General features: G+C 67.3%; 23 protein-coding genes. 10 read left to right on the top strand and 13 right to left on the bottom strand.

Annotated features, from left to right (window positions below):
- Nucleotides 1–36: 36 nt before the first annotated feature.
- The 5 genes from F1D05_RS00120 to F1D05_RS00100 form a co-directional block, all read right to left on the bottom strand.
- Entirely contained in the window at nt 37–2,592 is a 2,556-nt protein-coding gene (locus F1D05_RS00120) for a DUF4153 domain-containing protein (RefSeq protein ID WP_185445131.1), read from the bottom strand.
- On the bottom strand, nt 2,585–3,286 hold the full coding sequence (locus F1D05_RS00115) for a response regulator transcription factor (RefSeq protein WP_185445130.1): 702 nt from the start codon (nt 3,284–3,286) through the stop codon (nt 2,585–2,587). Before F1D05_RS00115 ends, F1D05_RS00120 begins: the two co-directional genes overlap by 8 nt.
- A 74-nt stretch (nt 3,287–3,360) precedes the next feature.
- Complete coding sequence (locus F1D05_RS00110; protein WP_185445129.1) at nt 3,361–5,742, bottom strand: glycoside hydrolase family 65 protein; 2,382 nt, start codon at nt 5,740–5,742, stop codon at nt 3,361–3,363.
- On the bottom strand, nt 5,739–6,494 hold the full coding sequence (locus F1D05_RS00105) for a beta-phosphoglucomutase family hydrolase (protein ID WP_185445128.1): 756 nt from the start codon (nt 6,492–6,494) through the stop codon (nt 5,739–5,741). The genes F1D05_RS00110 and F1D05_RS00105 overlap by 4 nt, the downstream gene beginning before the upstream one ends.
- Nucleotides 6,495–6,582: 88 nt before the next feature.
- Entirely contained in the window at nt 6,583–7,452 is an 870-nt protein-coding gene (locus F1D05_RS00100) for a helix-turn-helix domain-containing protein (RefSeq protein ID WP_185445127.1), read from the bottom strand.
- Nucleotides 7,453–7,583: 131 nt separating this feature from the next.
- Here F1D05_RS00100 and F1D05_RS42440 point away from each other — a divergent pair, with 131 nt between their 5' ends.
- Nucleotides 7,584–8,108: an SDR family NAD(P)-dependent oxidoreductase gene (locus tag F1D05_RS42440; RefSeq protein ID WP_343066559.1), complete on the top strand. Its 525-nt coding sequence runs from the start codon at nt 7,584–7,586 to the stop codon at nt 8,106–8,108.
- On the opposite strand, the gene F1D05_RS00085 is transcribed toward F1D05_RS42440, so the two are convergent.
- Together F1D05_RS00085 and F1D05_RS00080 are read right to left on the bottom strand one after the other, a co-directional pair.
- Complete coding sequence (locus tag F1D05_RS00085; RefSeq protein WP_206686009.1) at nt 8,079–8,954, bottom strand: DNA-3-methyladenine glycosylase family protein; 876 nt, start codon at nt 8,952–8,954, stop codon at nt 8,079–8,081. The genes F1D05_RS42440 and F1D05_RS00085 overlap by 30 nt on opposite strands.
- A 20-nt stretch (nt 8,955–8,974) precedes the next feature.
- Nucleotides 8,975–9,346, bottom strand: a complete 372-nt coding sequence (locus tag F1D05_RS00080) for a VOC family protein (protein WP_185445125.1) — start codon at nt 9,344–9,346, stop codon at nt 8,975–8,977.
- A gap of 59 nt (nt 9,347–9,405) precedes the next feature.
- Between F1D05_RS00080 and F1D05_RS00075 the strand changes: the two genes are divergently transcribed.
- The 5 genes from F1D05_RS00075 (at nt 9,406) to F1D05_RS00055 (ending at nt 18,836) form a co-directional block, all read left to right on the top strand.
- On the top strand, nt 9,406–9,846 hold the full coding sequence (locus F1D05_RS00075) for a MarR family winged helix-turn-helix transcriptional regulator (RefSeq protein WP_185445124.1): 441 nt from the start codon (nt 9,406–9,408) through the stop codon (nt 9,844–9,846).
- A gap of 556 nt (nt 9,847–10,402) precedes the next feature.
- Nucleotides 10,403–11,866, top strand: a complete 1,464-nt coding sequence (locus F1D05_RS00070; RefSeq protein ID WP_185445123.1) for an amidohydrolase family protein — start codon at nt 10,403–10,405, stop codon at nt 11,864–11,866.
- A 24-nt stretch (nt 11,867–11,890) separates the two neighbouring features.
- A complete protein-coding gene (locus tag F1D05_RS00065) occupies nt 11,891–13,708 on the top strand; it encodes a trypsin-like serine peptidase (RefSeq protein ID WP_185445122.1) in 1,818 nt (605 codons plus the stop codon).
- Nucleotides 13,705–16,860 (top strand): ATP-binding protein, encoded by a 3,156-nt coding sequence (locus F1D05_RS00060; protein ID WP_185445121.1) that lies wholly within the window; start codon nt 13,705–13,707, stop codon nt 16,858–16,860. The genes F1D05_RS00065 and F1D05_RS00060 overlap by 4 nt, the downstream gene beginning before the upstream one ends.
- The gene (locus F1D05_RS00055) at nt 16,857–18,836 is read left to right on the top strand and encodes a DNA/RNA non-specific endonuclease (RefSeq protein ID WP_185445120.1); all 1,980 of its coding nucleotides are present in this window, start codon (nt 16,857–16,859) and stop codon (nt 18,834–18,836) included. Before F1D05_RS00060 ends, F1D05_RS00055 begins: the two co-directional genes overlap by 4 nt.
- Nucleotides 18,837–18,914: 78 nt before the next feature.
- Here the strand turns inward: F1D05_RS00055 and F1D05_RS00050 are convergent, their stop codons facing one another.
- The 4 genes from F1D05_RS00050 to F1D05_RS00035 all read right to left on the bottom strand — a co-directional run bounded on the left by F1D05_RS00050 (nt 18,915) and on the right by F1D05_RS00035 (nt 21,497).
- A complete protein-coding gene (locus tag F1D05_RS00050) occupies nt 18,915–19,418 on the bottom strand; it encodes a hypothetical protein (protein WP_185445119.1) in 504 nt (167 codons plus the stop codon).
- A gap of 104 nt (nt 19,419–19,522) precedes the next feature.
- A complete protein-coding gene (locus tag F1D05_RS00045; protein WP_246486321.1) occupies nt 19,523–19,903 on the bottom strand; it encodes a DUF4383 domain-containing protein in 381 nt (126 codons plus the stop codon).
- Nucleotides 19,904–20,560: 657 nt separating this feature from the next.
- Complete coding sequence (locus tag F1D05_RS00040; protein ID WP_185445118.1) at nt 20,561–20,791, bottom strand: sugar ABC transporter permease; 231 nt, start codon at nt 20,789–20,791, stop codon at nt 20,561–20,563.
- Nucleotides 20,792–20,858: 67 nt separating this feature from the next.
- Complete coding sequence (locus tag F1D05_RS00035; protein ID WP_185445117.1) at nt 20,859–21,497, bottom strand: sugar ABC transporter permease; 639 nt, start codon at nt 21,495–21,497, stop codon at nt 20,859–20,861.
- A 482-nt stretch (nt 21,498–21,979) separates the two neighbouring features.
- Between F1D05_RS00035 and F1D05_RS00030 the strand changes: the two genes are divergently transcribed.
- Together F1D05_RS00030 and F1D05_RS00025 are read left to right on the top strand one after the other, a co-directional pair.
- Nucleotides 21,980–22,138, top strand: coding sequence for a hypothetical protein (locus tag F1D05_RS00030; protein ID WP_185445116.1), 159 nt, complete (start codon nt 21,980–21,982; stop codon nt 22,136–22,138).
- A 63-nt stretch (nt 22,139–22,201) separates the two neighbouring features.
- Nucleotides 22,202–23,359: a carboxylate-amine ligase gene (locus tag F1D05_RS00025; RefSeq protein WP_185445115.1), complete on the top strand. Its 1,158-nt coding sequence runs from the start codon at nt 22,202–22,204 to the stop codon at nt 23,357–23,359.
- Nucleotides 23,360–23,436: 77 nt separating this feature from the next.
- On the opposite strand, the gene F1D05_RS42710 is transcribed toward F1D05_RS00025, so the two are convergent.
- Nucleotides 23,437–24,228: a hypothetical protein gene (locus F1D05_RS42710; protein ID WP_428994989.1), complete on the bottom strand. Its 792-nt coding sequence runs from the start codon at nt 24,226–24,228 to the stop codon at nt 23,437–23,439.
- A gap of 1 nt (nt 24,229) precedes the next feature.
- Between F1D05_RS42710 and F1D05_RS39485 the strand changes: the two genes are divergently transcribed.
- A complete protein-coding gene (locus F1D05_RS39485; RefSeq protein ID WP_246486320.1) occupies nt 24,230–24,541 on the top strand; it encodes an ANTAR domain-containing protein in 312 nt (103 codons plus the stop codon).
- A complete protein-coding gene (locus F1D05_RS00010) occupies nt 24,538–25,278 on the top strand; it encodes an ANTAR domain-containing protein (protein ID WP_185445113.1) in 741 nt (246 codons plus the stop codon). The genes F1D05_RS39485 and F1D05_RS00010 overlap by 4 nt, the downstream gene beginning before the upstream one ends.
- Nucleotides 25,279–25,461: 183 nt before the next feature.
- Here F1D05_RS00010 and F1D05_RS00005 read toward each other — a convergent pair whose 3' ends face one another.
- Nucleotides 25,462–25,614 carry a hypothetical protein gene (locus F1D05_RS00005; protein ID WP_185445112.1) on the bottom strand — a complete coding sequence of 51 codons (153 nt, stop codon included), beginning with the start codon at nt 25,612–25,614 and terminating at the stop codon, nt 25,462–25,464.

Below are 25,614 nucleotides of genomic sequence, written 5' to 3'. Positions count from 1 at the left end.
CCGCCCCACCCGGTCGGGGCCTTCAGTCTTTCAGGACTAGCTGGTACGGCCGGGGCAGACGCCGTCCTTCGGCACTGTTTTCAGGATGGACTGGGCGCGATGGCGACCGAGGTTCCATTCGAGCCAGTCGTCGTCGCTCACGTCATGGCCTTTCAGCGCGCAGCCGGCCGCGTCGGCGGGGAGCTTGTTGAGGACCGGGACCGCATCGTCCGAAAGCCCTTGCAGGAAAGGCCAATCCACCTTACCGGTATCAGCGTACCGGTCCACGTTGTGCTGCGCGATCCAGGCATCCGGGTTGATCGCGCCCAGCAGGAACAGGAGACCGGCGCCGCTGAGCAACGCCGCGCGGGGCAGCCAGTTCGCGCGGAGCGTCAGACCCGCCACCATCACGCCGAGCACCAGCAGTCCGAGCCAGCCTTCGAACACGTCGACCAGAAGGCGGAGCTGGGTGAAGCCGTAGGCCTCCTGGTAGACGTGCATCCGGTAGAGGGCCGACGCAACGACGACCAGGGTCAGTACGCAAAGCAGGCCGAGTGATCCGCGCAACCAGGCCACGTCCGCGGCCGTAGTACGAGGTGCCTTGCGCGCGGCCGCCCAGACCACCAGCAGGGTGAGTGCGGTAGCTACCGTGAGCTGACCGAAGCCCTGATGGACGTACTCCGCGTAGGTCAGCCCGGTGATCCGCTTGAGGTAGGCATGGCCGCCGAAGCTTGCAGTGACCTGCGCAGCAAGGAAGACCACGAAGACCGCGACCACCAGCAGCACTGGTGCGAGCCACTCGTACCGCCGCGCGACGGGCCGCACCGTACCGGCTGCCGGCTCGACCTTCGGCGGGTTCAGCCCGAGGTACGTCGCGGCCAGCACTACGCCGCCGACCGCGACGGTGAGGAACGCCCGTAGTACGAACGAGTCGAACTCCAGGTCCGGGACGATCGCGCCCGCCCATTTGGCGAAGACCGCGTCGGCCGAGGCGAACAGCAGTCCGAAGACAAGGACCCCGAGGACCGACAACACGACTGTTCGCAGCGCCGCCGCACTTGCCTTCAGACCAGTGACAGCCTGCAGGGAGCGACCCAGCCACGGGAGCCCGCGGAGGCCGGCGAGCGGCCAGGCGATGCCGGCCAGAACGAATGCGGGCAGGGTGCGGCCGTTCACCAGTGCGGCCATGCAGACCGCACCACCGGCGAAGAGGCACAGAATCGCGATCCACTCGGCGTCCCTGACGGCAACGGTCGACGCCAGCAGCAGACAGAGCACGGCACAGGCCTGGGTGAAGCGGGACCGGCGGTTGACGCTGAAGCGCAGGATCACGCCGCCGGCCGCAACCAGGAGTACGAACGTGCCGATCCCGAGGTCGCGGAACGGAAGGATGATGCCGGCCAGCAGGCCGACCGCCAGGCAGTAGAGCACCGCGCGCACCTTCCCGGGCACGCGGGCATCGGGCCAGAAGCTGCCGAACAACATGTCCAGTCCCGACTCCGGCGCCCTGGCCACCGCAGCCGCGGCTGGTGGGGTCGGTGCGATCGGTGCCGTTGGTGGCGGACTATCGGCCGGCTTCGTCATCACTGGCTCCTGAACTTTCTTGTGGACGGGATGGTGCGGAAGTTCGACGCGGACCCGGGCACCCGTACTGCGCGGCTCGGGCTCGACGAAGTGGATGGTGCCGCCGTGCAGCTCGGTGACCCAGCGGGCGATCGCGAGACCGAGGCCGGTACCGCCACCGCCTTCGGCCTCGCCCAGCGTCCCGAACCGCTCGAAGACCCGGTCCCGATCGGCGATCGGAATCCCCGGCCCCTCGTCGGCGACCTCGAGCCGCCAGCCGGTCGCGTTCCCTTGGGCGGTGATTCGGACGACGGCGCCGGTAGGGCTGTGCCGGGACGCGTTGTCGAGCAGATTGGCCACCAACTGGTGGAGTCGTGCCAGGTCGGCCGGGACAGTCAGCCCCGGCGGCAGAACCCGTACGTCGTAGCCCACCTCTCGGCCGCTCACCTCCGCCTCAGCTACCGCGCGTTCCAGCAACTCCAGGACCGGCACCTGCGTGGTGGACAGCTGGGTCTCGCCTGCGTCCACCCGGGCAAGATCGAGCAGGTCGGAGGCGAGGGCGGTGAGCCGTTCGGCCTGGTCGAGCGCTGTCCGCAGGGTCACGGGGTCCGGCTCGGCTACTCCGTCGACAAGGTTCTCGAGTACTGCGCACAAGGCGGCGAGCGGCGTACGCAACTCATGGCTCACGTTCGCGACCAGTTCGCGGCGCTGGCGATCGACGGCGGCCAGGTCCTCGGCCATCCGGTTGAACGCCCGGGCCAGCTCACCCACCTCGTCGCTCGACGTGGCGGTGACCCGGCCGGAGTAGTCGCCGCGCGCCATCACCCGAGCGGCCGCGGTCATCTCGCGCAGCGGCGAAGTCATTCCGACGGCCAGCAACTGGGTCACGCCAAGGGCCAAAGCCACCGTGACCGGGACGCTGAGCCAGACCGGCACGCTGCCGGTGGCGCCGACCGCCGCCAGGACCGAGGCCACCGTGACGCTGATCGCGACGAGGAGGCCGAGCTTCACCTTGACCGAGCGGACCTGGTCCAGCACCGGGCTACTCATTCGGCGCCACCAACTCGAGGGCATAGCCGACGCCGTGAACTGTGCGGACCCGGTCCGCACCGATCTTGGCGCGCAGCGCCTTGACGTGACTGTCGACCGTGCGGGTCCCGGAGGCACCCGGCCAGCCCCAGACTTCGGCGTACAGGTTCTCCCTGGTCAGGACGACACCAGGGCTGGCTGCCAGGCAGAGCAGGAGATCGAACTCGGTCGGTGTCAGATGCACCTCGGTGTCGGCGACCCAGACCCGGCGCGAGGCCGGATCGATCCGCAGATCGCCCAGATCGCTGCTGGTGTGGGCGGCGAGCTCGGCCGCACGGTCGACCCGCCTCAGCAGCGCGGCGACCCTGGCCACCAGCTCACGCATCCGGAACGGCTTGGTGAGATAGTCGTCGGCCCCCACGCCCAGCCCCACCAGGATGTCCGCCTCGTCGTCCCGGGCTGTCAGCATCAGCACGGGGACGGGCCGGCCGGCCTGGATCCGCCGGCAGACCTCGTGGCCGTCGAAGCCGGGGAGCATCACGTCCAGCAGGACCAGATCCGGCGCGGTCTGTTCGAACATCGCGACCGCACCAGGCCCGTCCCACGCCTGCACCACGTCGTACCCCGAGCCCCGCAGGCGATCGGTGACCGCCTGGTTGATCACCGGCTCGTCCTCGACCACGAGGATCCTCCGGTCAACTTCGCTGACTCCCATGCTGCGAGCCTAGAAGCAGGTTTGCTCAGGAAGAGCGCACAACTCGTGAAGGTTCTGTGCAGGTCTCGCCAGCGTCAGGACGTGCCGCGGTCGCCGAGGGTTCGGCCGAAGGCTGCTAGGGGTTCGCGGCCTATGGGTTGGACGGGTTGGGGTAGTAGCGGCTTTCTTGGGGTCAGGCGGCGGGTTACCGGGGTGCCGGCCTTCACGAAGATCTTCTCGCCGGCGTGGAAGATGGCGAGGCTTGCGGTCGGGCCGTCGTGGACGTCGTACGTGACTTCGTCCGGGCTGATCTTGACGCGCAGCCGGACATCGCGCCAGCGGACGGTGAACGTCAGGCCGGTCAGTCCGCCAGGGAGGGCAGGGTCGAAGCAGGGCCCGGACTCGCGCTCCCGCAGACCGCCGAAGCCGGCGACCAGCGCCGTCCACGCACCCGCCAGCGAGGCCATGTGCAGACCGTCGGCGGTGTTGTTGTGCAGGTCGAGTAGATCGATCAGCGCGGCCTCGTACGCGTAGTCGTAGGCGAGATCCAGATGCCCGACCTCGGCAGCGGTCACCGCCTGCACGCAGGCCGACAGGGACGAGTCGCGAACGGTGATCCGCTCGTAGTAGTCGACGTTGCGGGCCTTCTGCTCCGCGGTGAATTCGTCGCCGCACCAGTACATCGCCAGCATCAGATCCGCCTGCTTGACGACCTGCTTGCGGTACAGCTCGAAGTACGGCGCGTGCAGGAGCAGCGGATACCGGCCCTTCCACGCCTCGAAGTCCCACTCCGCGTACCCGGTGAAGCCCTCCGACTGAGGATGCACCCCCAGTTCCTCGTCGTACGGGATGTACACCGCGGCAGCGGCATCACGCCAGGTGGCCTCCTCCTCCACCGACACCCCCAGCTTGCGGGCATCGTCGGGGAACCTGGCCGCCATCCTCGCCGCGGTCTTCAGATTGCGGGCGGCCATCAGGTTGGTGAAAACGTTGTCGTCGGCAACAGCGCTGTACTCGTCGGGGCCGGTGACGCCGGGCAGGTGCCACTTGCCGCGCCGGTCGTGGTGCCCGAGCGAGATCCACAGCCGGGCCGTCTCGGCCAGCAGTTCCAGGCCGCACTCCTGGATGAAGTCGTCGTCGCCGGTGGCCGCGTGATAGCGCTCGATCGCCGCGGCGATGTCGGCATCGAGATGGAAGGCGGCAGTACCGGCCGGCCAGTACCCGGAGCACTCCTGGCCCCGGATCGTCCGCCAGGGAAAGGCCGCGCCCTTCAGGCCGAGTTCCGCGGCCCGATCCTTCGCCAACTGCAGGGTGGAATGCCGCCAGCGCAGGGCGTCGGCGGTCGCGTCCGGCACGGTCAGCGTCAGGGTAGGCAACACGAAGCCCTCGGTGTCCCAGAACGTGTGCCCGTCGTACCCCGCGCCGGTCAGCCCCTTGGACGGGATGCCCCGCCGCTCGGCCCGGGCGCCGGCCTGCAGGACGTGGAACAACGCGAAGCGAACAGCCTGCTGCAGTTCGGGATTGCCCTCGACCTTCACATCGGCCGCGTCCCAGAAGTCGTCCAGGTAGTCCCGCTGCTGCTCGACCAACCCGTCCCAGCCGGAGAACTTGGCCGCTGCCAGTGCCGCCGAGACCTGGTCTGTCACCGCCGTCTCCGACCGCAGACCCGACCATCCGTAAGCGAGGAACTTCACCACCCGCAGGGTCTCCCCCGGCTTCAGCTCGCAGATGATCGTGTGGCGTCCCCAGTCCTCCCGTACGTCGACGTCCTGCTCCATCCGCGCCGAACACTCGACCAGGTGCGCCATTCCCGCGGCCATCAACAGCCCACTCGCCCGGGTCCGGTGCGCCAGGATGACTTCCTCGGCGTCGGAGTCCTGCGAGACGGCCTGCAACGGGCTCTCCAGGACGGCGGAGACGCGGGGATCGTCGGACAGCCGGGGCTGGGTCTCGTTCGCGACCAGTTCCGACTGCACCACCAGCCGGATCGGTTCGTCGACCGCCTCCACGACGTACTCGATGGCGGCGACCGCGCGCTGGGTCAACGAGACCAGCCGCTTGGACCGGACCTTGACCCGCTTGCCGGCCGGTGAGGTCCAGTCGACCTCGCGCCGCAACATCCCGGCACGGAAGTCGAGGCAGCGTTCGTGCGCGTTCACCACGCCGTACCGGACGTCGAGCGGCGAGTCGTCCACCAGCAGCCGGATCAGCTTGCCGTTGGTGACGTCGACCAGCGTCTGGCCCGACTCGGGATAGCCGTAGCCGGCTTCGGCGTACGGCAGCGGGCGTCGCTCGTAGAAGGAGTTGAGGTAGGTGCCGGGGATGCCGTACGGCTCGCCCTCGTCGAAGTTGCCGCGCAGCCCGATATGGCCGTTGGACAGCGCGAACAGGGACTCGGCCTGGGCCAGTTCGTCCAGCGGCAACTGCGTCTCCCGCAACTGCCACGGCTCGATCGGGCGCGTTCCACGATCGATCATCTGGCGTCCTCCGCCTGGTCGATCAAGTCGGCCAGGTCGGTGACCACCGTGTCAGCTCCGTGCTTCGTCAGCTCTTCGGCCTGCCCGACCCGGTCGACGCCGACGACGAATCCGAAGGCGCCGGCGCGACCCGCCTGGACACCGGCCAGGGCATCCTCGAAGACGGCGGCCTCGGACGGTTCGACGCCACACCACTTCGCCCCGGCCAGGAAGGTGTCCGGCGCCGGCTTGCCGTGCAGGTTCTCCTCGCGAATGGTCACCCCGTCGACCCGGTGCTCCACCAGCGGCGCCAGGCCGGTCACCTCCAGCACCTCACGGGTGTTCGCGCTCGACGACACAACGACTCGTCGGAGTCCCGCTGCCTTGGCCGCTTCCAGATAGCGCCTGGACCCCTCGAACACCTTGACGCCGTCGGTGTGGATGCGGCGCAGTACTGCTTCGTTCTTCTTGTTCCCGAGACCGTTGACGGTCTCACTGCCGGGCTTGTCGTCCGGCGTACCTTCGGGCAGCTCGATCCCGCGCGACGCCAGGAAGTCGCGGACGCCATCGGTCCGCGGCTTCCCGTCGACGTACTCGTCGTACTCCGCGTGCTTGTCGAACGGAACGAACTCGGTGCCTGCCTGGTCGGCGGCGGCCCGGAGATAGTCGTCGAACATCTCCTTCCAAGCTGCCGCGTGCACCGCCGCGGTATCGGTCAACACACCATCGAGATCGAAGAGGCAGGCGCGAACCTGCGCGGGCAGACCCAGCATTACTCGTCCTCTGCTCAGCGACATGATCGCTCTCACGGTAACCCCGAGGGACTAATACAAGGCCGGACCGCCGGGCCCGGGGGTGTCGTCAGCTCGGCCGGTAGCCGGGCAGTGTCAGAGCAGAGTGGACGGGCTCCTCCTCGCCGGTAGCGGCGAGGGTTCCTAGGAGGGCAAGGGCTTCTGCGCTGCTGGTGCCGGGCTCGGCGTGATAGACGATGAGCTCCTGTCCAGGAGTCGAACGTACGTCGAAGGCGTTGATCCGAAGGGTCAGGTCACCCGCCTCAGGGTGACGGAACCGTTTGCTCGCCAGTCGGGTGCCGCGAGCCTCGTGCCGTTCCCACATCGCAACGAAGTCGGCGCTTCGCCGGGACAGGTCCTCAACGACCTCGCGGATTCGCGGATCGTTGGGAGTCCGTCCCTGCAGCAGGCGAAAGCCCGCAACGGTGTAGCGCGCGACCTGCTCCCAATCGCGATAGAAGACTTGTGCGTCAGGATCGAGAAAGATCTTCTTCAGCAGGTTGGGGCCTTGTTTGAACCCGTCGAACAGCGCGCATGCCAGGCGATTACCGGCGAGGATGTCGTACGCCCGGCCGAGGACGATCGCGGGATTGTCAGGCCACATGTCCATCAACCGCAGCAGTTCGGGATCGACGCGCTCCGGGACGCTCACCCGGGTCGGTGTGGGGGTAAGGCCTGCCCGGCGATAGAGGTGTAGCCGAGCGTCGTCGTCGAGCTGCAGAACCTGGCTCAGCGCGTCGAGGACCTGGGCCGATGGACTCTTTTCGCGACCTTGCTCGAGACGGATGTAGTAGTCGACACTCATCCCGGCCGACATCGCCACCTCTTCGCGCCGCAGCCCAGGAACGCGGCGAACGCCGTACGTTGCCAGACCGGCGTCCGCAGGTGTCACCTGCGCGCGACGGGCCCGCGGGTATTCACCAAGTGGAGCAGTCGCCATGCCGCCATCGTAGGCATGCACAAGTACGTGAAGGGTGGGTGTGGCGCTCCCAGGCAGAACGCAGCCTTCTTCCGATCCGCCGTACGGACGATGGTCAGGGCATGACTCAAAACCAGCACACCATGACCTGGATGATCACTGGAGCCTCACGGGGTTTCGGAAAGGCGTTCACCAGCGCCGCACTCGGCCGCGGCGATCGCGTCGCCGCGGCCGCGCGGGATATCTCGGCACTCGCCGGCCTGACCGAGAAGTACCCGGACGCGATCTTGCCGATCACATTCGACGTCACTGATGCCGCCGCGGTCAGCGACGCCGTCCACACTGCGGAGGAGCACTTCGACGGACTCGATGTCGTCGTCAACAATGCGGGGTACGGCCATTTCGGCGCCTTGTCCGGCCGGGCCGGCCGCGTCTTGAACGCGATCAGCGACGAACTGCGGTTCCGGAGTGCCCGCGCCGACAGGTTCGGCTCGTACCCGAGTTCGTCCACCGCCGCCAGGATCCGCTTCAGCGTCTCCGGAGCGAGCCGCTCAGGGTTGTTGACCGCATTCTACACCGTCTGCGCCGATACTCCGGCCCGCTGGGCCACCTGCACCAACCGCATGATCGATCTCCTCGTGGACGGCTTACGTCACAGGCGAAACGCCACCGCCTGAAGGGCTGCGGCCACTGATCTCGTGGGTGCGTTCTTCGCGCAGAGTCCGCAGGTGAACCGCCGCCCAGGTCCGAAACGGCCGCCATGCCGCCGACACTTCCGCGAGGGTGCGGTCGGCGCCGTACCGGTAGGTGATCTCGTCGTCCAGGCGACGCTCGTTGTGCGGGACTGCATCGGGGGCATTTGCCCCGCGAAGGACGACCAACTCAGCAGCGAACGGCCCGAGGCCCTTTACTTCCTGTACTACGCGCACAGCCTGCTCGACCTCCATCGCGCGAAGGGCGTCACCGTCGAGCCGGCCGTCCAGCGCTGCTTCGGCAACGGCGTGCAGGTACTCGGTTTTGCGGCCGGGAAGATCCAGGTCGAGAGCGCGCAACTGGTCCGGGGCAGGAAACGCACCGCCCTGGCCATGAACACGAACCAGGTCATCGCGAAGTTTCGCGGCTTGCACGATCCGCAATCGCTGGGACAGCACGGCCCAGGCCGCGGCCTCGTACGGCGAATGGAACCCACACGGCCGCAGACCGGGCAGCCGTTCCTGGGCCTCCGCGATCACCTCGTCGCGGAGCCCGACCTCAGGCCAGCCGCGGCCGTCGATATCCAAGGACAGGAACCGGCAGGCCTGGGCAGCCGCCCGCTCAAGATCGCCATCACCGTCGACGACCATCCGCGCCGAGCTGCCCTCCTGGGTCACTCGCACCTCGACTCTGCTCCAGTCACCCTCGACCCGGAACACTGTCCACATCTCCCCCAGCTCCCGCTGCGACGGCAGTGTGGCGGGTGCAAACCCTTCCCAGAATCGCTTGCTCGTGGCAAGCGACCAAGGCCCGAGCACTTCAACGGTCACCTCATGAGGTGCCATCGCCGTCAGGCCTTGTCGTGGATGGTGATCGCGTAGCCGTCCGGGTCGGCGAAGACGAAGGTGCGGCCGAACGGACCGTCGAACGGGTCCGCGACGATCGGCACGCCGGCGTCGGCCAGCTGATCGTGCAGGGCTTGCGCGTCATCGGAGTGCAGCCACAGCGCGACCCCCAGGCCCGGGCGCGGAGCGGCGGCGTCCAGATCGACGCCAGGCAAGGACTCCCGCACCGCGAACGAGATCGGCTTGGTGTCGAACACCACCGCGCCGGGCGGGTTGGCCGACAGCCTGCGCAGGCCGAGGCGGGACTCGTAGAACTCGGCCGCACGGTCGAGGTCGCGCACCTGCAGAGCGAGAAAGTCCGGTCCGGTCACAGTCATGTCGTCCTCCAGTTGTATGTCAATGTGCTGACATCCGAAATGTATGTCAGGATGTTGACATGAGTCAAGGCGAACAGGTCGGCCCCCTGGACAAAGCGGTGGGTTACATGCTGAAACGAGCGGCTACCGCACTGCGCACCGCCATGGACACCGCCCTACGGCCACTTGACCTGACCGTGCCGCAGTACTCCTGCCTCGAAGTGCTTTCCCAGCAGGCCGGGCTGTCCAACGCGGAGCTGGCCCGGGCGGTGTTCGTCACCCGCCAGTCGATGAACCTGGTCCTCCGCGGGCTCCAGGATCGAGGCCTGATCACCCGCCCGGCGACCGCTCCCCACGGCCGCGCCCTGCCGAGCCAACTCACCTCCGCGGGCCGCAAACAACTCCGCGCCGCCAGCGCCGCAGTACGCGCCGTCGAACAGCGGATGCTCGCGCCGTTCTCCGCACCTCAGCAAGACCGCCTACTGAACGACCTCGTGGCTTGCATCGAGGCGCTGGACTAGCTCGCAGAGCCACAGCGCCGGGCTGCTCACAGCGGGCCTGGTGACTCGGCGTCGTGGGCGATGAGTTGTGGGCTGCCGGCACAGATCCGGGATGACGAACGAGACCCGCGGCAGCTTCGTGTAGTCGGTGGGGAACGAACTCAACCGGACGTTACTGGCCGCCGGCACGTTGTCGAAGTCGATCCATGGGCTGTGGTTGCGGGCGTAGCGACCGCTGGAGCACCCCCGTGTGGCTGTCCGACGGCATGGCCTCGGAGACCCCTTGAAGGAGAACCGTTCGCGATCAACTGCTGCCCGAGGTTCATGCTCTTACTCCTCTGTGAAATCAGGGCGGCATACCAGCGGGGTCGAGCACTACCGATGAACAAATAATGAACTCTATTGTTCATAATTCATCAATCATGAGCACTAACGCCCAGCAGATTGACACGTACCCGCCCCGAGGTCAATCCCCAACGGGCGGCGAGCGGCCGACTATTGACCCATGCGCTGACGGAGAGTAACAAGGGGATTGATGGCTCCGGGCTTCCCCGGAACGTCGGGGGGAATGCAGACCATGACCACGCCGATCGTTGATGTGCACTGCCACAACTTCAACGCCGATGACCTGCCGGTGCGCGGATTCGTGCAGCATGTCGCCTTGCACGACTCGGTGATCAGTCCAGCCGTCGCCGGTCTACTCGACGTCATCGTCCAGCAGGGCGCCCCGGGGTACGCCGAGGAGAAGCCCCGGCTCGACTCCCTGCTCGGCAGCAGCACCTTCGACGACGCACTGGAGGGGGTGCTGCCGGCTCCGCCCACCGTCGATCCCCTCGACCAGCTCGAGCGCGAGGTCGATGCGGAACTGGTCGAGCTGCAGGCCCGAAATCCGGAGCTGGCCTTCAGAGCCGCCCAGGATCTCGCCGCGGACGACGTGCGAGCGGCCGGCGACGAAGAAGGTCCGATCGACCTCGCCCGCGCACTACGCCGCGGAGTGAAGTGGGCCAAGCTGTTCACCAAGTCGCGGCTCGATCTGGCCGGCGTCCTCACGTCCACTTATCCGGACGTGGATCTGTTCTGCCCGATGCTGGTCGATCTGGGCGCAGCGCTCGGCGACAGCGCCAAGACGACGATCCGGCAGCAGGTCATCCTGCAGGAGAAGATCAGCCGGCTCAGCATGCTCGGCCTGCTGCCCTGGCGAACCGGTGCGCGGATCCATCCGTTCGTGGGGTTCGACCCACGTCACGAGGTCCGGGCGCGCCGGGCCCGGGACATCGAGACGCCGCTCGACGTCGCCAAGGATGCCGTCCACCGGTTCGGATTCGTCGGCGTGAAGGTCTATCCGCCGATGGGGTTCCGGCCGATCAACAACGTGCCGGTGGGCGATGTCAACGCCGCCGAAGCCGCCGAACTGAATGAGGTTCTCGCCGACCTCTACTCCTGGTGCGAGACCGAACAGGTGCCGATCACCGCGCACTGCAACAACTCCCAGTACGCGAGTACGGCGTACGAGCAAGCGGGTCTCGCCGGACCGGGCGGCTGGATCGAGGCGCTGGAGAAGTACGAGGGCCTCCATCTCAATCTCGGCCACTTCGGCGGCGCCAATCCGGCCGAGCAGCAGAGCGCGTGGATCTACCAGATCGCGGCGGCCGCCACCCGGTTCGACTTCCTCTTCGCCGATACCGGCAATCACAAGATCTACGACAAAGGGATCTCGCAGCCCTATCTCAATCGGCTGCAGAAGATGTTCTCCGACAACACCACCAGGACCATGCAGCGGCGCCTGATGTACGGGACCGATTGGTTCATGCTGGCCATCTACCCCGACTGGGAGAAGTTCCTGTCGACCTATCGCGACCTGTACCGGGCGAAGTTCGACGCGGCGGCGACCGACGCGTTCCTGGGCGGGAACGCGCTGCGCTTCCTGGGATTCGGCGATCCCACCAACAAGAACAACCGCCGGCTCTGGCAGCGGTACCAGACCTACGCGCCGAACCAGTTGCCCGACTGGCTCGCCGAGCCCACCCCCGAGACGGTCTGAGATCGGCCACGGGGAGGCCTGCAGATGTGGACCGAGACGGACCTGATCGAGATCATCCACGAGTTCCCCGCTGTCGCGAACGAGGCACTGCACGCGATCCAGCAGGGCGACGGTAAGCCGCCGGACCTCGACTCCTTCAACGCCGCTGCAGCCGTCCTGAACACGGACGCCGCGGAGCTCTGCGTCAACCTGCTCCAGTCGACCGGCTTCAGCGACGCGTTCGTCCAGGCCCTGCTCGCCCGTGGCATCGAGGTCGACACCGACGTACCCGAGAACGCCCGGATCAACTTGGCCGGGATGGCCGACTTCCTGCAACGGGCCAGGACCTTCCGCTGCCGGGTCGAGGTCGACGACACGTTCAGGGGAACCGGGTGCCTGGTCGGTCCCGGCCTCGTACTCACGGCCTGGCACGTCGTCCGGGTACAGGGTCCGGGGGTCGAGCAGAATCCGGAGCCGAAGGTGACCGTCGTACTGGCCGACGGCAGCAAGCATCCGGCCGGTGTGCCACCGTCGTACGCGTCTCCTTGTGGAGACAGAGAATGGATCAACGAAGCGCCCCACGCGGATTCCGACGTCCTGGACCGGCACGATGTCGCCCTGCTGGCGCTGCGAACTCCGGCGGCACGTCACCTGGGTTTCGCGCATCTGCCGCCGGTCCCCCCGGCCGTGGTCTCGAGGTCGAAGCTGTATCTGCTCGACTTCCCCAAAGGCCAGGACGAACAACTGGGTGAGGGGACCACCTGGAAGATTCGCAAGGTCACCGCGCGGATGCGTCATGACATCGAGACGGCCGAAGGGTCGTCCGGAGGCGCCTGCTTCAACAGCCGCTTCGAGCTGTTCGGACTGCACCAGGGCCGGCAGCAACGCGGCCCTGGACGGAACGGCGGCAAGCTCGACGACGGGCGACTCGTTCCGCTGTCGCTGTTCGCCGCCGACGTCGCCGAGCTGATCGGCAAAGACATCGCTCCGCTGGAGCTCTGGCACCTCGACGGCGAGAACTCGCAACTGGTGATCGGCCGCGATCTCTTCGTTTCGGCCGTCGCGGCGGCCGGTCAGGACGACAGCCGAGTGCGCGGAGTCCGGGTGAAGCGGCGCAATGTCAGCAGTGGCGACGAAACCGGCCTGGGTTTCTCCTACCGGATCCTCAACGAGTTGCTGCTGCGGCGAGGAGGAGAGCATCTCGCCGTACGGATTCCTCTCGACGAGCCCGTGTCCGACCTGGTCTCCGACATCTTCCAGCGAGTCCAGTCGGCCGGCGTCGCGATGAACGCCATCCCGTCGCCAGGCGGCGTCGATCCCGGCCAAGCCGCTGCCGAAGCCGCCGCGCGCGACCAGGCGAACCGGCTCGCGGCCGCGGTGAACGAGGCGGCCACGAAGACGGGCCGTACGGTCTGGTTCTTCGTCGACAATCCGTCGGTGCCGCTCTCGGAGCCGGCCCGGCTCCACCTGGAAGGCTTCGTCGCCTCCTGTCTGGTCCAGCCCCGGATCCGGCTCGTCATCGCCGGCCTGGAAACCCTCCCGCTGGCAGGACTCGAGTTCTCCGGCCCGGACGCGGCCCGAGCCGATGGTCCCCCGGCGGACGGCGGTTCGGGACCACCGGGACTGGTGGTCGACTACGTCGGTGGCTTCACCCGGCAGGACGTCCTCAACTGCCTGACCCGAGCCGCGGAGAGCCTCGCCGGCCAGGCTGATCAGCAGAGCATCGAAGCGATGACCCAGGTGGCACTGGTCGGATCGGAGAAGTTCAACGGCGTTTACCGCGACGCGACGCTCAGCACTGTCGTCACGCGGCTTCAGCCCTACCTGCAGGTGCTTCGCGAGAGCGCAGGGACCACGATATGACCGCGTACGACGCCGGCTCGACCCAGGCCATGGCCCAACCCGACGGGCAGGACCAGTCCATCGTCACCGCCGGGGTCGACCAGGCCCGCCAGTACGCCGCCTTGTCCGGACCCTTCGAACCGGCACAGGCGCTGCGGAGCATCGACCAGGTGACCAGCGTCGATCCGGCGCAGCTCACCGCCATCGCGGCCGGCCTCTCGCGGACCTGTGACAGGTCCATGGCTGCCGGCGGCGACCACTGGCTGATGCGCGGCGCCGAACGCCGCCGAACCCTCGACGCACTGGCAAGCTCCAACCAGTTGCCGGCGGCAATCGCGCAGCGAAGGGACAGCGCGGAAGATCAACCCACCAAGGATCTCCTGAATGCCATCGCCGCCGAGGAGATCTTCACCGCGGACGCTGTTTCGGCGGTGGTCAGCGCTGCCACCGACCGGGGCACGCTGGAGCGGCTGGTAGTCGGTCTCGGCCGAGCCGGGTCGCTGGCGCCGCAGTACGGGCAACTGCCTGCGATCAAGGCAGCGCTCACCCATCTGGACTTTGTCGCGGCCGCTCGAACCGTGGAGAGCCACGGATTCTTCGGGCGGGAGGAGGAGCTACAGCGGATCATCGCGTGGCTCGACACCGAGTCCACCGGCAGACCGGCCAGCGCGCTCTACATCGAGGGCCTTCCCGGCGTTGGCAAGACGACCCTGGTCGAACAGGTCGCGGCCCGGCTGCTCGGCCAGGGAGACGATTGGGTCGTGGTTCGGTTCGACTTCGACCGGGCCGGGCTCGACGTCCAGGACACGGTGGGCCTGACCCTCGAACTGGCCCGTCAGGTGTCCGCCCAGGTGCCCGGGGCCGAACAGCCGATCCAGCAGGCCAGGTCGAAGGCTGCCAGCACTTTGCCCGGCGCCGCGAGTCTCAAGGGCGACAGTCCGGAACTGGTCCCGGAGGATCTGGGCCTGGCCCTGGCGAATGCTCTCGCCAGTCCGCCGCGGCGTATCTTCCTGGTTCTCGACACCTTGGAAGTACTGCGTGGCCGCGGCGAGACGCACCCTGGCCGCCTCTTCGACTGGCTCGATCAACTCGCCTCCGTGACCCGGGTGACGATCGCGGTGGTCGGTGCCGGCCGCGGCAACGCGCTGGACAGTACACAGGCCCGCATCGGCGAACATCTCCCCCTACGTGGACTGGCCGACTCCGGGGCCGACCGGCTGCTGGAGAGCCTCGACGTCGACCCTGGTTCGTTTGAGCTGATCCGATCGATCGCGGGCGGTAACCCGTTGGCGCTACGGCTGGCGGCCAAGTTCACCAACGAGCATGGCGCCGGTGAGTTGGCGAAAGCCGGTAAGCGCGGCGAGGTGGCGCTGGCGTCCTTGTACCGCTTCATCCTCTCGCGCATCGACGATCCCGACCTGAAGATGCTCGCGAATCCAGGGCTGGTCGTACGACGGATCAACGCCGACGTGATCCGCGAGGTCGTCGGACCACAGGTCGGCCTGGGCAAGCTCAGCCCGGCGCGCGCCGAGGAACTCCTTCAGGCGCTGGCGACCCAGCACTGGCTGGTCGAGCCCGATCCACTCGCCATCGGCTTCTTGCGGCATCGATCGGACATGCGGGCTGTGCTGCTGCCGCTCCTGTACGAGTCGGCTCCGGCGAAGTCCGCGCGGATCGACCGGGCGGCAGCGAAATGGTTCGCCGCACGGACCGAGCCATGGTGTCAGATCGAGGCGGCCTACCACCGTCTTCAATTGATGCGTCGGGAGTCGGCGGTCCCGTTGATCGCGCCTGCGGTGCTGGCGCAGCTCGACCTCATCACGATCAGCGAGTTGCCTGCGACAGCCCAGGACGTCGTCCATCGATCCCAAGGCGATCGGTCCACCAGCTACCGCGGTGATCGGGTCGTGCCCGGGACCGCACTGGATCCGTACGCGACCCGCGAACTGCGGTCGATGAACGATCGATCGGACTGGCTCGAAGGGAACTACATCTACGATCGCACCTTTGCCGGCGCCGTCTTCGACCCGAACGGTCCGGACGCGGACGCGGCGCTCACGTTCCTGTGGCGCTCCGGCCGATGGTCGGATGCCAGGGCCTTGCTCAAGGAACAAGACGGTTGGTACCGCCCCCAACTGCGCGAACAGCTGGACAAGGATCAGCTGAACGCCGTCTGCAGGGTGGAGCTGGCCGCTGAGTTCGACTTCGACGGTGCTGTCCGGGTGTTCGGAGACCAGCCCGGTATCGGACAGCGCGTCGCCGCTCTGGTGATGGAACCTTCGCTGTCCGGCCTCGCCGGCGCCGCATTGCGATTCGCCATCCACAGTGCCGCCGTACCGGTCAAGTCGCAACGGAAGTTCGACGGGGCCGGGCAAGCCATCGACTACTGGAGGTCCACCGACCGCTCCGAGTTCGGCAGCGGCGAGGGCTGGGAGCGCATCACTGCCCGGATCGGCCCCATCGATAGGCACGCGGCCGACCCTTCGACGCTCGCGGCCAGGGCTTTGGCTGTAGTCACCCCGTTCGCCGAACTGGTGGGCACGATGAGGCAACTGCCGGCGCACCAGTACCTCGTCGACTACGCCGCCGCAGTACGGGAACGCCTGAACGAGCTGGGAAACCTTGCCCCGCTGGGCTCTCCCCCATGGCGCGACTATGTGGACACCGCGCCTACGCTTTCGCTGCAGAGTTTGACCGATCTCGGGCTGCTCGCGGAGCTGATCGGTGCGGCGGCGTGCTTGCGGGGCGATCGCGATCTCAATCTGGTGGCGCGCTGCGCAGAACGCTGGCGTCGTACGACGGCGGGCTCTTGGTCCTACGGAAGCGGGGCGACGCCACCCGAGTGGGATCGCCCGATCGATGTCACGATCGCCGATCGGATCGCGGCGCTGGCCGCCGAACCCAACCCGATCGACCGCGCCGTCTCGCAACTGGAAGCGTGGCACGACGGCGATGTACTGGGTCTGCTGCGTAAGCGGGCTCCGGCAACCATTGACGCAGCGACTCGCGCGGCGGCAGACGGGACCGCGGTTGACGCCGCAGCCGTCCTGCTCGCGCGGAACGTTCCCAGCGCGTTCGTGCCCGGGATCGCGCTGCTCGTCGTCCCCAGTGGGCGACCCCTTCGACTCCCCCAGCGCAGCATGCAGGTCTCCGGAGAAAGGCCACGGCCATGACCAACGGGAACGAAGAACAGCGACTGCAGGATGCTCAGGCCAGGCTGGACAACGCACCGGAGCTGAGGGCCGAGATCGACAAGGCGATCGCGGACGGCCGGCTCCCGGCAGCTGTAGTACCGGCTCGGGCCGCTGACGAGATGGACAAGGGCAGCCCGCTCGAGAGCGCGGTCAGTATCGACGCATTGGAGGCGATAGTCAGGCGGATCGGCCGGCCGCCTCTCGTCGTCGAGAACGACCAGATCACGTTGGAGCCGTTGCCCGAGTTCGCCGCCGGCACCGACGCCCTCATCAAGGGCGTCGAGCCGAATGTCTTGTCTGTCGGGCGGGTGGAGTTCGTCAACCACTCGATGGCCTGGGGCGGCACGGGTTGGGTCATCGAAGAGAAGGACGCGAAGACGCGCGTCATCGCGACCAACCGGCATGTGGCCAAGGAGGTTGCCACGCGTGCTGCCGATGGTCGCGGAGTCTTCCTGCGCTCGCCGGTCAGCGGGCTGCGGTTGGGAGCCGAGATCGACTTCAAGGAGGAGGTCAACTCCAACCCCGGCGACGCGAGGCCGATCCAGGTCACGGAGATCATCTACCTGGCCGACGACGCCTCCGCCGACGTCGCGCTGCTTCGTATCACGGGTGACGATCTGCCCTCCGCGCTGCAACTCGCGGATTCCGAGGCGCAGACAGGTCTGCGGGTCGCACTGATCGGCTACCCGGCGTACGACCCTCGCAACAACCGCGAGGACCAAGCCCGCTACTTCAAGGACCTGTACGAGGTGAAGCGGTTCGCACCCGGTTTCGTCATGCAGGCACTCGGTGGCCAGAAGGCGCTCACCCATGACTGCACAAGTCTCGGCGGGAACTCCGGCTCTCCGCTGATCAGCCTCGAGGACGGCAAGGTGGTCGGCCTGCACTACTCCGGCCTGTACGGCGTGGCCAACAGCGCCGTCGGCGTTGAGACCCTGCGGAAGCTGGTCGCCGGTGAGCGGCCATTGATGGTTGCGGGAGCTCAGCCGGCCGAGCGGCTCCGCACCGAGTCGACCCGGGACGGCTCGCATCCGGTTGCCTTCTTCACCGACCGGAAGGGCTACGATCCGGCCTTCCTCGGCAAGAAGTTCAGCGCTCCCTGGCCGGGCATCGCCGCCGCCCTGGAGCAATCGCTCGCCCGTCCGAGCGACGAGACGAAGCGGCAGCCTTTCGAGCTGAGATACACGCACTTCGGAGTCAAGTACCACCAGGGCCGCAAGCAGCCATTGATGACCGCGGTCAACATCAACGGCGAGCACCCGGTGAAGATCAAGCGGACCGGCGACAAGTGGTTCGCCGACGAGCGGATCCCGATCGAGGACCAACTCGGCCAGGACGACTACGACGATCCCGAGATCGATCGTGGCCACCTGGTGCGCCGGGAAGATCCGAACTGGGACACCGCCGCGACCGGCATCGGCAACGTGACCGAGCTGGCGACGCTGGCGAACTTCGACACGTTCCACTACACCAACGCCGCCCTTCAGCACTCGCGGCTGAACCAGGGCAAGCAGCTCTGGCAGGGCTTGGAGAACTACATCCTCGACAGCGCACGGACCGAGGGCTTCAGGGCATGTGTCTTCACCGGCCCGATCTTCCGCGAAGACGACCCCCAGCTCACGAGCGGTCTCGCCGTCCCGCAGGAGTTCTGGAAGCTGGTCGTGATGCTCGCGGCCGGCGGCGAGAAGCTGCACGCGACTGCCTACCTGCTCAGCCAGGGCGACCTCATCCGCGAACTGCTGGAGAAGCGCTCCCGCGTAGAAGCAGTCGAGGGCTTCGTCCTCGGCCCCTATCGAACCTTCCAGATCTCCGTCACCGATCTCGCCGACGCAACCGGCCTCGACCTGACCGCCTACGCGTCAGCAGACCCCTTGGCCGGCCCCCACACAGAATCCATCGCCACCCGAGAACCTGTCTTCCTCCCCCTGGAATCCCTCGACCACATCATCACCTAGTGCCCCGAGTCCGAAGTTGTTTGACAGTGGGCGCCGGTCCACGTCAAAGAACTTCGGACTCGGGGCACTAGGCCTTGACTAGCCACCCGCACCCTTCAGGCTTGGAACCGGAGCAGTCACAGCGGCTTCGTAGGTCTCGGTCGGTAGTGTCGAGGGGCTTGGGCCTCTGGCGTCCGGAGTTGCCTTGGCGGATTCGCGGGCCAGCAGGCCCTTGCCCAGGGCCCCGATCGTGGCGAGGAACGCCACGTTGAACGCCGTCTTGAAGTCGAACGTCAGGATGTCGAGGACGCCGGCGGCGGCGATCGAGGCCGCAAACGAGCTGACGAACGTTTTCAGCAGGCGTACGAGCGCATCGGGCCAGAAGCTGAGATTCGTTAATCCGGCCAGGTATTGCACCACCGTGAGAACGAAGGACGACACCGCGCCGCCGATGGCGATCGTCCCCGCGTACTTCCACGGCAGGTCGGCGGCAGAGGCCGCCATACCGCCCGCGAGTAACGTCGCGAAGAACAGTTGCCCGGCGGACCAACCCATCCGTTCCAGGAAATCCAGCGCGACGTCGCGCCACCTTGATCGGCTCATTCCAATTCCCCCCTAGGAAAAGTGCGGCTAGGCACAGGATCACCGCACCGACCGCAAAGAACAATAGCGCCGCTGCGAAGCCACCTTCACCCAGCCGGGGGGGGCTACCAGGTGAAGGTGGCCCACTTCCCACCGTACGCGCCATCCAGCGGCGGCCGGACGTTGGCGACCCGGGCAGTGGTACCGCGCACCAGGTGAAGCCAGTCGTCGGCCGTGTTGAGCGGCACGAAGTTGGCCGAGCTGGTCTCGTCGATCACCAGCCCGTAGATCCACAGCACCAAATAGATGATGCCGCCACCGATCAGGTAGGCCCGGGCGCCTTGGACAGTACGGGCCAGGGCCGGGGCCGCCACTCCGAACAGCAGGTGGACGATGTTGTGCAGCACGGACACCTGGAAAATACCCAGCAATTTCGCCATCGGATGGTGCCCGCCGAACGAAAGCAGGTCGTAGTCGGTGGTGATCCCGGGAATGAAGCCGCGCACACCGACAGCCAGGAATACCACTCCGACGGCAGTTGCCGCCTTCTGGATGGGGTCGCGGTCATGGCACCCCGATTCATGTCAGCCACGGTCCTACCTTTCTGAAAGCCGATGCAGAACCGGCCAGGGGATGAAGTGCGCCTTCGGTATCCCCCGAAAACCGCCGCAATCCCGGTTCCGGCGGAATTCCTCGGTCAACGCGACCGATAGGTCAGGTCGGCGAGCCGAGGGCGAACAGGATGATCATCGGCACCGTGGCGATCACGCTCGCCGCCATGGCGATCTCCCAGTGGTACTACAGTGGCAGCGCGATCCGCCGGAACAGTCCGAAGTAACCACAGCCGTCGACCCGCGCGGCTTCGAACAACTCCCGGGGACGCCCAGGAGGAACTGCCCGGCGCCGTCGTCCAGACCTCCACATAGTTCTGTGGCTGGAAGATCTCCGGGATCGGCCGGTTGTCGAACACCTGGGCCTTCGGTTTCAGCGAGGCGCTGACCAGCCACAGCAGTGGATAACAGCAGGCGAAGGTGGCCACCGTGAGCCCGAGATAGAACGAGATCCGCCGCCATCCGGCCCGACGGGGACGGTCGGGCGCGTCGCCGTCGGTGGTTCGGCGATCCTCTCGACCGCCTGCACGTGAACCATTGCCGAGTCGACCATCATCGCTCACTCTCGCCCTCGTAGTACACGTAGCGCTTGCCGATCCGCGGTTGGATCACCGTGATCACGAGGATGATCAGGAACAGCAGCCATGCCATCGCGGAGGCGTAGCCCATCTTGAAGAACTGGAAGGCGTTCTGGAACAGGTAGACCATGTAGACAAGCGATTCTTCCGACGCGGTCGCCTTCAGCTGCGGCCCGTAGAACATCGTGTAGGCCTGGTCGAACATCTGCAGGGCGGCGATCGTGTGCGTGATGATCGTGAAGACAAGGCGCCCGAGATCATCGGCGATGGTTTCAGCCAGCCCGGATCCGTGGTCCAGTTCGGTCCCTGGATACCGACCCCAGTAGGCCGCGCTGACCGTTGAGCAGCAGCAGGAACATCGCGCTGGCCGCCACCGCGGGGGTCATCACCGGCAGGTAGAAGGAGGTCCGGAAGAACCCGGCCGCGCGGCCCACCCGGCAAAGCATCATCGCCAGCGCCAGCGCCACGACGGTCCCGGTCGGTACGAAGATCAACGCGTAGACGTTCTGCGCTTGGTCCAGTGCCGCTTGCGGAGCGACCTGGCCGGCCAACGACTTCGTCACGGCGCTCTTCCAGGCGGCATCGATCTCGGATCCGGCGCCGACGGGTTCAGCGCCTTCCCCACGTCGAGGCTCTGGTAGTAGTTGTTGATCGCCTCGTCGAAACCGGCGTCGCCACTGGGTTTGAGGTACTTGGCCTTGATCTGCTCGTCGGCGATTGTTGCCGGTGAACAGGCCGGTGAAGAAGGTGCCCTTCTGCTGGACCGTCCGCATCCGCGCCGCGGCCGCCTTGTTCCAGGTGTCCACGGTGGTCAGGGTCTTGGCCCACTGACACCCGGCGCCGGCGTTCTTGGCACCCTTCGGAATCACCCAGGCCTGCGGGGCGTGCCAGTACCCGGCGATGACCCACACATGCGCGATGAGTGGCGGGGCTCTCCGATCTCCGGTGTTTCCCGGCCGCGGGCGAATAGATGAACGGCCGCGGGGAACCGTTCGCACCGCGTCCGCATCCGCGGTAGCAGTTGGTGGACAGCGCAGAGGGTGATGACGAAGATCCACGTCGCTCGAGGATGTCGGGATCGGTGATTGAAGGACCGCTAGCGGGGTACCGGAGTGTTCCGTTGGCGCACTGGTTACGAAGAAGCCTGAGAGACTGCCTGCGGCTTTGAGCACGAACAGGCGATCACGCCATGAGCCAGTCAGATTCACTCAGGTCGAGCGAACCGCGGCCCGCCGGGGTTTCTCTCCCACCGAATCTCTTTCTCGCCCGCAAGGATGCCGCCTGCCTGGAACAGGCCAGGTGCGTCCTGGTGGAGTGTTTCGGGTTGAACCTAGGCCAGGCCGACAAGCTTCTGCAGAATTTGGCCCGCCGCTGCAACAGGTCCATGCAAAGAGTGTCGGCGGTCCTTATCCATCAGGTCTGGGCCGGTGACGAAGCCGCTTGGGACCACTCGGTCGCCCGCGTTGTGGAGGATGCGCTACGCGACCTTCCGGACGCGATCGTCCGCTCCGCCGGTGCCGAGGGCAACTGTCCGCAGATCGCCGCCGGCTGAACAAAGCGAGCAGATGACCAAGCCGTCAGGCCACCCCGGCACGGGAGTGGGACAAGAGACTCGATGCTGGATGTGCCCGTGATCGATCGACGGCCGGTCCAACGATCCAGCGGTTCTCCGGTCTCCGGCCGACCGGAAACCGGAGCGCCGCCCGACGCCGAGGTGCTGCGATCGCTGTTCTCGAGCACGGTCCCCGGGACCGTAGGGTTCGAGGAGGAACTCCTGCTGGTGCACCGCGGGACCTGGCTGCCCGCCGCCGAAGCCGCCGCGCTGATAGCAGACATCGGCGATCCGCGAGTGAAGCCGGAACTGCTGGCTGGTCAGATCGAGATCGCCACGTCCGTTCACAAAACCGTGGCGGGTGCCGTCGACGAGCTGCGCTCGTGCCGCGAACTGCTGGCCGCCGGCTGTGGTTCCGATCTGGCGGTGATCGCCGCACCCGTCCACCCACTCGTCGACGGACTTAACGCGTTGTCTCCCACGGGCAGGGCCGCCAGGCTCAGGGCCCGGTACGGCGAAGTCATCGGCCGGCAGTTGGTCTCCTCGCTGCAGGTGCATCTGGCCTTCGGCGACGCCGACTGCACGCTGAGCGTCTACCACGCATTGCGGGACCTTCTCCCGGAATTGGCAGCGCTCGCGGGCGCCGCTCCCTTCGCCGGCGGACGAGACACGGGTCTGTGCTCCGTACGACCGGTGATCGCCTCCGAGCTGCCCCGCCAGGGAGTGCCCCCGATCATCAACTCCTGGGAGGAGTTCGCCACGGACCTCGCCTGGGGCGCTTCCGTGATGGGCAGCTCGGAATGGTGGTGGGAGCTCCGGCCGCACCTGCGCTACGGCACTCTCGAACTGCGGGTCCTCGACGTACAGGCGACCACAGGTCTGACCAGCGCGATCGCCCGGTTCGTCTACGCGCTCGCTGCGAGACTGGCCGAGCTCCATCGGCTAGGTACGCTTCAATCGCCGGCGCCGACCTGGCGGATCGCGGAGAACCGATGGGCCGCGCTTCGCGACGGCGTCCGTGGCGAGCTGCTGGACCTTCGTACCGGTGAGTCCCGGCCGACCCGCCGCTGCCTGCACGATCTCATCGACGCCGCCGAGCCTTTCGCGCCGGGCGGCCTGGACGACGTACGGGCGGTGGTCGACAAGCCACCGGTCGACCACCTCCGGACGCTCGGCCCGAAGGGCGTCGTCCCGTGGCTCGCGGAGGTGTTCACCGCATGAAGCTGCGCACCCTTCCAGGCGTCTTCGCTCCTCTCTCAGACTCGTGGATGCCGGCCGACGCCATTCGCCAGGAGTGGTCATCCGGGCCGGCGCTCCCCGCTGAGGGCCGGCCCGGTCCGGCCTGGGCGCATGATGGCGGTATGGATGACGCCGCACGGCGTGGTGCTCAGATTGAGCCGCCCATGGAGTCCGGCCTGGCGACGAGCGGTGGGCAGACGGCTGCCGAGTTCGCTCGTCTGGCGGTCGAGTTGCGTGACGCCGGCGGCGTCGAGGAGACCGTGGATGCGGTCGTGCAGTTCGCTCTGCAAGCGCTGAACTGCAGCTACGCCGCTAGCCGCGCCGCTCGGTTCCGGTGCCATCGGCACCCAGTCCGCTCGCACTGAACGTGACCGAAGGAAGGAGTAGCGTTGGCGGGACAACGGGATGTGTGAGTGGATTGCCACTACGGGGATCGCTTGCCGGAGGTGGAGATCGGCATGACCGAGCGAGTGGCGATTCTGGCGCGGCTGGCCCGGCTCGCTGCGGCCAGCGACCGGAACCGGCATCTGGCCGAACGGCTGGCCGAGGCGTGCCGGCTGATCCTGGGTGCCGACGGCGCCTCGATCTGCGTCTACAACGACTCCCCCAGCCGGCTGATGCTGGCCGCGACCGACGAGACCGCGAAGCGGCTGGAAGACCTGCAGGACGTACTGGGCGAGGGTCCCTGCATGGACGCATTCCACACCGGGCAGCCGGTAGTGGCGCGACTCGGCGCGGCAGCGGACCACCTGCGCTGGTCCGAGTTCACCCGGTCTGCCCGCCAGGTCGTCGGCGAAGACATCTCGATCCGCTGCTTCGCCATGCACCCGGGCCGGCCAGACCTTCGGCACGTTGAGCTTGTACTTGCGAGGCGCCACCGAAGTCGCCGAGGCGGACGACACCGCACAGTTCCTGGCCAACTCGGTAGGGGTGGCGCTGCTGCGCGACCCAAGCCAAGGCGACGGTGTCGAAGGTGCGGGCGCGTGGTCGTCGCGATCCCGGATCCATCAGGCAACCGGCATGGTCATTGCCCAACTCCGGCTCAGCGCGGACGACGCGCTGGCGATCCTGCGCGCGCACGCCTACGCCAATGACACCAATCTGGCCGATATCGCCGATCAGGTCGTTGGCCGTCGCCTCCACTTCCTCGAGGGAGACTCATGACATCGCAGTACGACCAGGGCGCGGCGGGTACCGGCGCGATGCAGGCACGCGCGGTCCGCGAACTTGCCGCCGCCGCGACCACCCTGACGGTCGAACACGATGTCGTCGGCGTGACCACCTCGCTGTTGGCCGGCTGCACTCGCGCTGTCGGCGCGGCCGCGGGCGGCCTGGTGCTGGCGCGACCCGACGATGAGAAGCTCGAACTGCTGGCCTCGACCAGCCACCGGGCCCACGAGCTCGAGCTGTACCAGCTGCAGATCGACGACGGGCCCTGCGTCGAAGCAGTACGCACCGGGCAGCAAGTCGCCGCGACAGGTGTCGATGAGATCGGTGCCCGTTGGCCGAAACTCCTGGACGCGTTCGAGGCCGCCGGGTTCGCCGCTGCGCGGGCCTATCCGCTGCTGTGGCACGATCACGCCCTGGGCGCCCTCAACCTGTTCTTCAGTGCCGGCCCGGATACCGACGGAATCGGCGAGGTGGGCCAGGCGTTCGCCGACATCGCCACCGTGGCGATCATTCATTCCGGCCGGCTGTCCGCCCAAGACGTCGTCGCCCGCATCCGGGCCGCCCTCGACGAGCGGGTGGTGATCGAACGGGCCAAGGGCGTCCTGGTCCAAACCTCGAACGTGACCATGGAGGAGGCCTTCGACCACCTGCTGAAGCTCTCCCGCACCAACGGCACGCCACTCGGACAGATCGCGAGCCAGCTCATCGACAACGCCGGCACGCAGGATTGAAGCGAGGCGGCCCGGGTTACCCGGAAGGCAGGGCGGCCCGATCGAACCACCCGATTAGTTCCTGCCCGGCCGGGGCGGCCCCGCCGCTGTTTTCTGAACACCGGGACCTGGAATCGCCGGGCCCTCGAGTGCCCCGTGATTCCTGCGGACCCGGTTCCCCCTGTACTGCCGTGAAAACCCGGATCAGTTCGGCTGCTCGGGGGCAATGAGCGGATCGGGCTGGTCATCGGCCGGCTGTTCACTGTGCGGGACGTCCTCGGGCCGACGCGTTTCGTCGACCAAGTCGTCCACCAGCGGCTCTTCGCCGACAAATTCTTCGCCCGGATGGTCAGTCAT

The organism is Kribbella qitaiheensis, assembly GCF_014217565.1.
In the GTDB taxonomy this organism is placed as follows: Bacteria; Actinomycetota; Actinomycetes; order Propionibacteriales; family Kribbellaceae; genus Kribbella; species Kribbella qitaiheensis_A.
Note: the sequence above shows the minus strand (reverse complement) of the source record. Positions and strands in the feature narration are given on the sequence as shown.